The organism is Clostridium tarantellae, from assembly GCF_009295725.1.
Classification (GTDB): Bacteria; Bacillota; Clostridia; order Clostridiales; family Clostridiaceae; genus Sarcina; species Sarcina tarantellae.
This window is the reverse complement of the sequence record NZ_WHJC01000111.1, coordinates 1-10,784: the sequence shown is the minus strand read 5'-3', so window position 1 is coordinate 10,784 and position 10,784 is coordinate 1. Positions and strand designations below refer to the sequence as shown.

General features: G+C 27.2%; 9 protein-coding genes. 8 read left to right on the top strand and 1 reads right to left on the bottom strand.

The genetic code is table 11. From position 1 onward, the window contains the following. Positions 1 to 276 precede the first annotated feature (276 nt). From GBZ86_RS08685 to GBZ86_RS08670, 5 genes are all read left to right on the top strand, one after another. Entirely contained in the window at positions 277 to 2,148 is a 1,872-nt protein-coding gene (locus tag GBZ86_RS08685; RefSeq protein WP_152889716.1) for a nuclease-related domain-containing DEAD/DEAH box helicase, read from the top strand. A gap of 452 nt (positions 2,149 to 2,600) precedes the next feature. Next, the gene (locus tag GBZ86_RS18670) at positions 2,601 to 3,005 is read left to right on the top strand and encodes a recombinase family protein (RefSeq protein WP_327444706.1); all 405 of its coding nucleotides are present in this window, start codon (positions 2,601 to 2,603) and stop codon (positions 3,003 to 3,005) included. A 39-nt stretch (positions 3,006 to 3,044) separates the two neighbouring features. Next, positions 3,045 to 3,725: a recombinase zinc ribbon domain-containing protein gene (locus tag GBZ86_RS08680; protein WP_234885139.1), complete on the top strand. Its 681-nt coding sequence runs from the start codon at positions 3,045 to 3,047 to the stop codon at positions 3,723 to 3,725. A gap of 21 nt (positions 3,726 to 3,746) precedes the next feature. Then, positions 3,747 to 4,928, top strand: a complete 1,182-nt coding sequence (locus GBZ86_RS08675; RefSeq protein WP_152889713.1) for a recombinase family protein — start codon at positions 3,747 to 3,749, stop codon at positions 4,926 to 4,928. Beyond that, entirely contained in the window at positions 4,858 to 6,303 is a 1,446-nt protein-coding gene (locus GBZ86_RS08670) for a recombinase family protein (protein ID WP_152889710.1), read from the top strand. Before GBZ86_RS08675 ends, GBZ86_RS08670 begins: the two co-directional genes overlap by 71 nt. 205 nt (positions 6,304 to 6,508) lie before the next feature. Here the strand turns inward: GBZ86_RS08670 and GBZ86_RS08665 are convergent, their stop codons facing one another. Further along, entirely contained in the window at positions 6,509 to 7,501 is a 993-nt protein-coding gene (locus GBZ86_RS08665; protein ID WP_152889708.1) for a radical SAM/SPASM domain-containing protein, read from the bottom strand. Positions 7,502 to 7,620: 119 nt separating this feature from the next. Between GBZ86_RS08665 and GBZ86_RS08660 the strand changes: the two genes are divergently transcribed. The 3 genes from GBZ86_RS08660 to GBZ86_RS08650 are packed head-to-tail and all read left to right on the top strand — an operon-like array spanning position 7,621 to position 10,287. Then, positions 7,621 to 8,643 carry a GTPase family protein gene (locus tag GBZ86_RS08660; RefSeq protein WP_152889705.1) on the top strand — a complete coding sequence of 341 codons (1,023 nt, stop codon included), beginning with the start codon at positions 7,621 to 7,623 and terminating at the stop codon, positions 8,641 to 8,643. A 4-nt stretch (positions 8,644 to 8,647) separates the two neighbouring features. Beyond that, positions 8,648 to 9,328, top strand: coding sequence for a GTPase family protein (locus tag GBZ86_RS08655; protein ID WP_152889702.1), 681 nt, complete (start codon positions 8,648 to 8,650; stop codon positions 9,326 to 9,328). A gap of 14 nt (positions 9,329 to 9,342) precedes the next feature. Next, positions 9,343 to 10,287, top strand: a complete 945-nt coding sequence (locus tag GBZ86_RS08650; protein ID WP_327444699.1) for a GTPase — start codon at positions 9,343 to 9,345, stop codon at positions 10,285 to 10,287. The last annotated feature ends 497 nt before the right edge of the window (positions 10,288 to 10,784 follow it).

Sequence of the window (10,784 nt, the reverse complement as noted above, 5' to 3'; positions counted from 1 at the left end):
TTTCGTCAATACTATTCATAGAACCAAATTCCTCCTGTGGTTTATTAGTATTGGTTGTATTAATAGTTTGCACAGTTTTTAGGAATTTGGTTCATTTTTTTAAAATTAATTTTTAATTACTTGTAAAGTGGTGTTTATACTATTTAATAATAGCTTTTAACTTTAAGACTAGGTAAAAACAATACTAATTTTTAAATATTATATATAGTTAAAACTGGTATAATGTAAATAGAATATTATAGATTAGCAATAGTGATAAAAAGGAGCAATAAACTAATGGATAGAGAAATTATAGAGAATTTTAATCCTTTCGACCCTAGAACGGAGGGGGAAGAATTTTTGCTAAGGCATTTTACAACTAGTCCTAGATTTAAAGGGTGGACCATATTTGAACAACCACATATAAATTCAATGAAACCTGATTTTATATTGCTTAATCCAGATAAAGGAATTATAATTATAGAAGTTAAGGATTGGAATTTATCATCTGATATATATGAAAATGGTGGATATATTAAGGGGCATAATGGTAATAAAATTAATAAAAATCCAATAAATCAAGTTGAAAATTATAAAAATTTAATTTTGAAAACAGAATTAATAAATAGTGTATACTTATCGGAAATGTTTAATGATGTATTTTTTGGTTGTGTTGAAACTGTAGTTTATTTTCATAAAGCAACTAAATTTGAAGCAAAAAAATTTTGTAACGCAAGCAATAAGCATACAAAAATTTGGACAAAAGGTGACATAGATTATATTAGTAATATAGATAATAAACTAAATGCTTTTCAGCATACATATGCATTATCTTTAATTAAATCAAAATTAAATCATAATGGGCTGTTAGCTGAATTAGTAAAAGAATTAACATCTAATCTTCAATATTCTGATTATAACTATGAACGAAAACAACCAATTAAACTTACATATGAGCAAGAAAAATTAGCAAAACTGCAAAAAGGTTCTATTCGTAGATGGAGTGGAGTTGCAGGAGCAGGAAAATCATTATCTTTAGCTCAAAAAGCAGTTAATGCAATAAAGGAAGATAAAGCAGTTTTAATCCTAACTTTTAATATTACTTTAAGGCATTATTTAAGAGATTTATGCAGCCAACAATTTGGTATAGGTAGTTATAAAGGAGAAAGAAAAAAATTAAAGTCTAATTTAACAATATGTCATTTTCATGATTTTCTAAAAATTATTATGATGGAGCATGAAATAGAAATAATACATGATGAAGATGATGATGATTTTACACAAAAATGGATAAATATAATTAATTTATATATACAAAATAATACTATTAAAAATAACTTAAAATATGATTATATATTGATTGATGAGGGACAAGATTTCCAAGGAGAGTGGATAAGATTTTTAAAGCAGTTCTTTACTAATGAAGGGGAGATATTTATAGTTTATGATAAAGCTCAAGATATTTATAAGCATGGTGTTTGGATAGAAGATAGTAATCAGATAAAGAACATTGGCTTTAGAGGACAGCCTGGAAATATAAAAGTATCAATGAGACTCCCACAAAAAATAGTATCTTTAGTACAAGATATACGAAATGAATTTAATATAGATGCTGAAGAAATTAAGCCCAATACTAATACTCAACAATCATTTATTGAGATGACAAAATGGATAAATTCCTCAGCGATTACTATGATAGAGAAATTAGACCAAATCGAAAATCAAGTTGAATTTCTAAAAGAGACTAATGTTTTAGATGATATAACTATATTAACAACTAATGAAAATACTGGGGTTGAAATAGTTAAAAGATTTGAAAATAAAGGAATAAAAACTTCACATGTATATGATAAGGAAAAGCAAAAAGATTATAGAAAACGAAGAAATGAGAAATGGAAATTTCAAGGGGGGACGGGTAGATTAAAAATCTGTTCATACCATAGTTACAAAGGATGGGAAACACCTAATATTATACTGATACTAGATGCACCAAGTACTAAATATATAGAAGGCAATATTTATGAAGGAGAGTACAACGAAAAGAATATATTTGACGCAATATTTATTAGTATGTCCAGAGTAAAAAAGAAGTCGCTAACAGGAGCGTATTCTTTTACTTGTATTAACTATTTATCAGAATATAACAGAATTGAGCAGGTATTTGATTAGAGATTTTAAAATGATAAATTACAATATCAAGTATAACACTATTGGTTGTGAAAAATAGGTAACATATTCAGTAGTTATAGTAATCGGAGCTATAACTGGATTTATAGCTATATTTACTAGTTTGTATAAAAGTAATGAAAAGTTTCGTCTATAGTAAATAAAGTTTGGACTCAAGTTAAAGGAGCAATATTTATAACGGCTTTCTTTATTAAAAGTAGTATTAACTATGTATAGTCAAAGAAATAATAGAATAAAAAATAAACTAATCCCCTGAAGACTAATATTAACTTGTTAGCCTTTGGGGGATTTTTTATTTTCATTCTTAATATTCATATTATAAAAGTACATATATAATGAAGCAATTTTCTAGTGGGTGCACTTTTTAGCGGAAACCCTAAACAATTTAGCGATAATGAAAGCTAAAAAAGGCGCTAAATTGTATCAATGTTGCAGTGCTAGGACAAGAAGAAAGTAGGTCAATTTCGCAAAACGTTACTTGGGGACAAAGAAAAAGATTTGCAGATGGCAAAGTAAGTTTAGCATATAAGAATTTTCTCGGATATGAAAAGGGGGAGGATGGTGTACCTAAGATTATTGAAAAAGAGGCTAAGATTGTAAGGTTAATTTACAAGTTATTTCTTGAAGGAAAGACTCCTACAGGTATAGCAAAATATTTAACAGAGTCAAAGATACCAACACCAGCTAGGAAAAGTATATGGCAAGGAAGTACGGTATCTAGTATTCTAAAAAATGAAAAATATAAGGGAGATGCTCTTCTTCAAAAGAGTTTTACAGTAGACTTTTTAACAAAGAAAACAAAAGTTAATGAAGGAGAAGTTCCACAGTATTATGTGTAAGAGAGTCATCCAGCCATAGTTACAGCAGAGGTTTATGAATTGGTACAAGAAGAGTTTAAAAGGAGAAAAGCAGCAGGTAAGTATACCAGTGCAATAAGCTCCTTTGCTAGCCGAATTGTATGTGGGGATTGTGGAGGGGTTTATGGAAGAAAGCTATGGCATTCTAATAGTAAATATGCAAAGACAATATGGCAATGCAATAATAAGTTTAAAAAGAGGAAGTTTTGTAAGACACCACATTTAGATGAAGAATTAGTAAAGAAAGCTTTTATAGATGCTTTTAACAGTTTAATTGAAAACAAAGAAGAAGTATTAAAAGAGTATGAAGATATTATTAAAAAGCTTAGTGATTTTAGTAAACAAGAAAATGAACTTTCTAAAATAGATAAGAAATGCAAAAGTGTTGAAAAAGAAGTAAAGAGATTAATTGCAGAAAATGCCCGATCACCAATGGATCAAGATGAATTTAATAGAGAGTACAATGAAAAAGTTAAAAGGTACAATAGTTTAGAAAAACGGCATAGTGAAATAAAAAACGAAATCACAAGGTGTAACGGAAGAAAGAATCAAATTCAAGATTTTATTAAGAATCTTAAAAGTAAAGAAGAAATACTTCATGAATTTGATGAAGGGTTATGGAGTGCAACTCTTAATTCCATGATTATAAAATCTGAAAAGGAAGTAGTATTTGGATTTAAAGATGGAAATGAGTTACCCTAGACTTTAAATTAGAGGTGAGCCATGAGAAAAGTTACAGAGATTAAATCAAGAAAAAACATATTAAATGAATTTAAAAGGCTTAGGGTATGTGCTTATGTTAGAGTATCTACTGATAGTAGAACACAGTTAAATTCCTTTGAGAATCAGAAAGAATATTATGAAAGGCTTATAAGGGGAAATCCTTACTATGAATATTGTGGAATATTTTCAGATGCTGGCATTTCAGGAGCAAGAGAAGATAGACCAGGTTTTAAGAGTATGTTAGAAAAGGCAAAAGCAGGAGATATTGATTTAATTATGACCAAATCAATATCTCGGTTTTCAAGAAATACATTAGTGCTTTTAGAAAATATACGGTCACTTAAAGAAGTAGGTGTAGGAGTTATTTTTGAAGAACAAAACATAAATACTCTTAAGGGTGAAGGGGAGTTAATGCTAACAGTACTTGGAGCTATAGCAGAGGAAGAACGCAAATCAGTTTGTAGCAATGTTAGGTGGGCCATAGAAAAGAAGTTTAAAAGTGGAGAAGTTAAGATAGATACAAATAATTTATTAGGCTATGAAAGAAATAAAAAAGGAAAAATAGTTATAAATAAAGAGCAAGGAAAAATAATTAGAAGAATATATGAGCTTTTTCTTCAAGGGGTTCCAGCATATAGTATTGCTAAAAAATTAAATGAAGAAAAAGTACCTACCTATGCTACTAAACCTTGGAGCTCAGGTAGAATATTAGATATTATATCAAATGAAAAATACAAAGGTGCCTGCCTTATGCAAAAGACTTTTATAACAGAGGATGGTAAGTGGAGGCGTAATAAAGGAGAAAAAGCAAAGTATTACATGGAAAAATCTCATATACCTATAATAAGTAAAAGTAATTGGGAAAAGGCGCAAGTTATAAGAGCTAATAGAAAACCTAAAAAGTATCCATTTACAGCATTATTAAAATGTTCATATTGTGGAGCTAATCTCATAAGAGTGATTCAATATAATAAACAAGTAAGTTGGGTATGTGCCACATATATGCAAAAAGGTAAAGCAACATGTAATGGAACTAAAATATTAGAAAAAAGGGTGAAAGAAATTATAGAAGACACATTAAAAGAACCTATGGTAGTAGAGGAGATTTTAAATGAGAAAAGTACAAAAAACAAGGAGCAAAAGAATTTCAATATTATACCCCTTAATCAATACTTTAAATGAAGGTAAAACAAATGATAATAAAGAAAATAAATTTAAAGTAGCAGCCTATTGCAGAGTTTCATCTAATAATGAAGAGCAAATAATAAGTTACAATGCACAAATTAAATACTTTGAAAAATACATAAAAGAAAAACCAGAATATACTTTAGTTGGAATATATGCAGATGAAGGTACATCAGGAACAGATATTAAAAAGAGAAAAGCTTTCATAAAACTTATGAAGGATGCAAGAAATAAAAAAATAGATATGATAATCACAAAAAGCTTATCTAGATTTGGAAGAAATACTTTAGAATGCTTAAATAGTATAAGAGAGCTTAAAGAATTAGGAGTAGACGTATTCTTTGAAAAAGAAAACATACATACCAAAAATAGTGAAGGAGAGATGTTAATTACATTACTATTAGCAGTAGCACAAAATGAAAGCCAAGCTATGTCACAAAATATAAAATGGGGAATACATAGAAGATATGAATGTGGATATGTAGAAAGCGTACCAAGTGGTAAATTCTTTGGTTACTATAAAGATAAAGAAGGAAACCTTGTTGTTGATGAAAATCAAGGAAAAGTTGTTAAAAGAATATATGAAGAATTTCTTAATGGCTATGGATACTATCAAATAGCTAAAAGACTTACAGAGGAAGAAATTACCACAGAAATAGGAAATGAAGTATGGAGTTGGAGTACATTAAAGAAAATACTTACAAATGAAAAATATAAAGGAGATACCTTATTTCAAAAAACATTTAATGCAGATTATCTAACAAAGAAAAGGGTAAAAAATACAGGTCAATTACCAAGCTATTATTATGAAAATACACATACTAATATTATTGATAAAGATATATGGGAGTGTGTACAACTTGAATTTGAAAGACAAGCTAAGATGACTGAAGAACATAAAATGTATAAATATCATCAACATAGTGAAATGTTGCCCTTCAGTGGAAAAATGTTTTGTATCCACTGCGGAAAGGTAATGGTAAGGAAACAATCAAAAAGAAAAGAAGATAAGGGAGAATACTATTGGTGTTGTAAAAGATATAGAGAAGGACGGTGCAAACCAGTACCAAAAGATGCTTGCACAAATGGAATAAGAATAAAAGATAAAGAGCCAGAACAAATTTTTATAAAAGCTTGGAATGAACTAGTAAAGAATAAAGCTTGGCAGAAGATATTAAGTAATAGAACTATACTCCAGCAATATAAATTGGAACAATTAACTAAACTTATAGAAGACCATGGAAAGATTAATAAGATGACATATGAGTTAATGCTAAAAACTTTAGATTACATAGAAATAGGAACTGATGATATAGCAATAGTGAGTTTCCTTGCAGGAGTTAGGATTAATATTAAGATTGAAAATATATAAAGATATGAAATTGAAAATGGAATTAAAGGATAGTATAAATCCCCACTAGACTAATTGTTTAAAGATGTCTTGTGGGGATTTTTAATATTATTTAAAAAATTAGAATTAATTTAAAGAATAGCATATAAAAATATGGAGAATTTTTATATTTTGAGATATAATTAAAATATAAGTTGTATATATTGGAATAAAAAATATATTATGCTTAAATAAGATATAATTGGCAATATGTATTTTCTTTATTTTTTTTAAAACTCTTAGAGCTATTTACTGCAAAGCAAGGACGACAATAATTTTTAAGCTTACAAGTAATACAAGTAGTGGATTTCAATATATGATTTTTTCTAAGTTCGATTAAAGTAGAAGAAGTATTCCAATAATCTATTAATCGGTTAAATTTTTCAGGGATGAATAAATGTCTGCAAGGTGTAAAATTACCATCAACATTTAATGTAAATGAATCCAATCCAGCAGTACATCCTTTGTAAAGTCCGATATTTGTATTTGAAAAAATATTTCTTCCCATATAGGCTTTTAATTGAGAAAAACATTTATCAATTACTATATTAACGCTACCATTGTATTTCTTTACAAAAACAGATATTTTTTCAAATTGTTCATTTGAAGGAAAATTTTTTAATATTCCTTCATTGTTGGGTTTTATGCACATTATAACTACAGTAGAAACATTATATTTTTCAGCTAATTTAATTAAGTTGGGAAAATCATCTGAATTGTTTGACTGCATAACCCAATTTAAAACGGTTTTATCAAATTTAAATTGAGATAATATTTTTAAAGCATTTATAGCTAAATTATATCCATTTCTTGAAAAAGAGTTAATTTTTTCAGTAGATCCATTTAATGAAACAAAAATATAATTTATTCCATTATAAATTAATTTATTTAAAATTAACTCAGTAAAACCCCAACCTGATATAGCTATATTAGGAAAAATTTTATTTCTATGACATGCATTTATTAATTCTAATAAATGAGGATATAACAAGGTTTCACCACCACTAATATTTATGTACTCTACATTTAATTCAGTTGCTTGTCTAATTATATTAAGCGCTAAATTTTTATTGATATCTTTTCCTACATTTAATTTACAATAACATTGAGGACATTCTAAAGGACATCTATCTGTAACCTCAATATTAATTAATTTGGGTTTTTCTAAAAACTTAATCATATGTATATATAAAGCCTCCTATTAAATTTATTAACAATATTATAACATTTAGATAAATTTAACCAAAATAGGTTTTAATTAAATTTACTATATATTTTAAGAAAGAAAGGTGTTTAAATATGGAATCAAAAGATAGCAAAAATGATATTTTCAAAGATATGGAAGAAGACATATATAAGTCTTCTTTATCAGACAAAGAAAAACATAAAATATTAAAAAATATATTAAAGTTAAAAGAAGAAAAAATTAATATTATGATTACAGGAGCAACAGGATGCGGTAAAAGTTCAACTATAAATGCATTATTTAATACACAAATTGCAAAAGTAGGCAGTGGGGTAGATCCAGAAACTATGGAAATTAGTAAATATGATTTAGATAATTTAGTTTTATGGGATAGTCCAGGATTAGGTGATGGAAAAGAAGCAGATATTAAACATTCTAAAAATATTATAAAAAAATTAAATGAGTGTGATGAGGATGGTAATGCCTTAATTGATTTAGTACTTGTTATTTTAGATGGAAGCAGTAGAGATTTAGGAACATCTTATGAACTTATAAATCAAGTAATAATTCCTAACCTTGGTAAAAATCTTGGTAAAAATAAAAAAAATAGAATTTTAATAGCTATAAATCAATGTGATATGGCTATGAAGGGGAGAAATTGGAATGGAGAAGAGAATAGACCTAAAGAGCCATTAATTAAATTTTTAGACGAAAAAGTTCAATCAGTAAGTAGAAGAATAAAAGAAGGAACAGGTGTGGATATTACACCGATTTATTATTCAGCTGGATTTAAAGACGAATATGATGAACAAAGGCCATATAATTTATCTAAATTATTATACTTTATTATTAAACATACCCCAAAAGAAAAGAGATTATCATATGTTAACAATATTTCACAAAATGATGATGTGTGGAAAGATAACGATGATTTAAAAGATTATTCTACAGAAATAAAACAAAGCTTTGCAGAGACAGTTTCAGAATTCGCTAGTAATGGCGCTGATATTGGTGAAGAAATGTTAGGGAAAGTTTTTGGCAGTACAGGAGAAATGATTGGTAGAGCAGTAGGAGGCGCTGTTGGTGCAGTTGCTGGAACCGGTAAAGCAATTTGGAATGCTATAACAAGTTGGTGATGAAATGTTTGAAAATTATAGAATTCAAGACATAAGAAAAAAATTAGAAAAAGCCAAGTTTAAACCACTTGATGTAATGGTAACAGGTGTAACAGGCGCAGGAAAATCTTCAACATTAAATTCTTTATTTAAAAGAGAAGTTGCTAAAGTTGGTATAGGTGTAGATCCGGAGACTATGGAATTAGACAGTTATGAACTTAGTGATTTAATAAGATTTTGGGATACACCTGGTTTGGGTGATGGAGTAGAGATAGATAAGATACATTCTAAAAAAATAATAGATTTATTATATAAGACATATTCTTTAGATAATATTAAATATGGATGGATTGATTTAGTATTAATAATTATCGAAGGTTCTAATAGAGATATGGGTACTACATATGATTTAATTAATAATATTATTGTTCCAAATTTTCAGAGAGATAGAATTTTCATTGCTATAAATCAAGCTGATATTGCAATGAAAGGAAGGAATTGGAACATGACTTCTAATGAACCTAATCATAAATTGAAATCATTTTTAGATGAACAAGTAAATTCTATAAGAAGAAGAGTTAAAGAAGCTACGAATGTAGAAATAATAAAACCTATATATTATTCTGCTGAACATAATTATAATATTGATAAATTACTTGATATGATTATTGATAATATACCAAAAAAGCGTAGAGACTTATTATAAAAGGGGAGCTTAAAGTGGAAAAGATTTTAGACAAAGTTAATCATGAGCTAGATAAAATTGAGTTAAATGAAAAAACTAAAAATCTTATTAAACAAAAAATTACTGAGCTAAAAAATAATAAATTAAATATTATGATAACCGGAGCAACAGGTAGTGGTAAAAGTTCAACAATAAATGCACTATTTGATAAAAACATAGCAGTAGTTGGACAAGGAACAAATCCAGAAACTATGGAGATCAAAAAATATGAATTAAACAATATTATATTATGGGATACACCAGGACTAGGAGATAACCCTATCCAGGATAATAATCATATTAAGAATATTATTAAATTACTTAATAAAAAAGATGATAGTGGAAAAGCATTAATAGATTTGGTTTTAGTTATTATTGATGGATCAGTAAGGGATATGAAAACTTCTTTTGAACTTATCAATGAAGTTATCATACCTAATATTCCAGATGAAAATAGAATCTTAGTTGCTATAAATCAATGTGATATTGCAATGAAAGGTCGTGGGTGGAATAACATGTTAAATATTCCCGAAGAAAATTTAATAAAATTTTTAAATGAAAAAGTTGAATCAGTAAAAAATAGAATATATAATTCTACAGGTGTTGTAATTAATCCAATTTATTATTCAGCATTATATAAATATAATATTTCAAAGTTATTATGTTATATAATTAAGTCAACACCAGATGAAAAAAGAGTTATATATATGGATAAAATCAATAAAGATCCGTTAATGTGGAAAAAAAATGATGATCTTATGAATTATAATTATGAAATACAAAATGAAATAAGTGGTTCATTAACTAAAGCTTTAGATTCATCTGCTAAAGGAGCAATTGCTGGTGCAACTATAGGAACATTAGTGCCAATAATTGGACCAATTATTGGAGCAGGAGTTGGAGCTACTTTAGGGTTTATTGGCGGATTATTTGGAGTTTAACATTAATTAATTTAAAAATATTTTAACTAAATTTATAATTGAAAATGGAATTAAAGGATAGTATAAATTCCCACGAGACTAATTGTTTAAAGATGTCTTGTGGGGATTTTTTATGGAATAGTACGCAAAAAGCATTATGCTTTATATGTAGAGGTAAATTTAATATTTACTAATACAGTTTATATTCAAATTTTAAAACTTTAAATCAAAATATACAATAATTTGTTTGACAAACAGCACTCATTTTATTTTTTTATAAATGTTGTTTATTTAACAACCTATAAAAGTAAAAACTGTGGAATTTTATTAATTGGTTTTGTATAATGGAAGTATATATTATAATTAGTGGTATTTGGTGAAAAAATAATGTTAACTATAATAGTGCAAAAATGCTTGAATAATTTTACAGCATAATAAAATAAAAAAACATTTATGATAAAACCCTGTTATAATTAAGTTCTCACACAAAAAAAACACACAAGGAGTTAAACATAAAT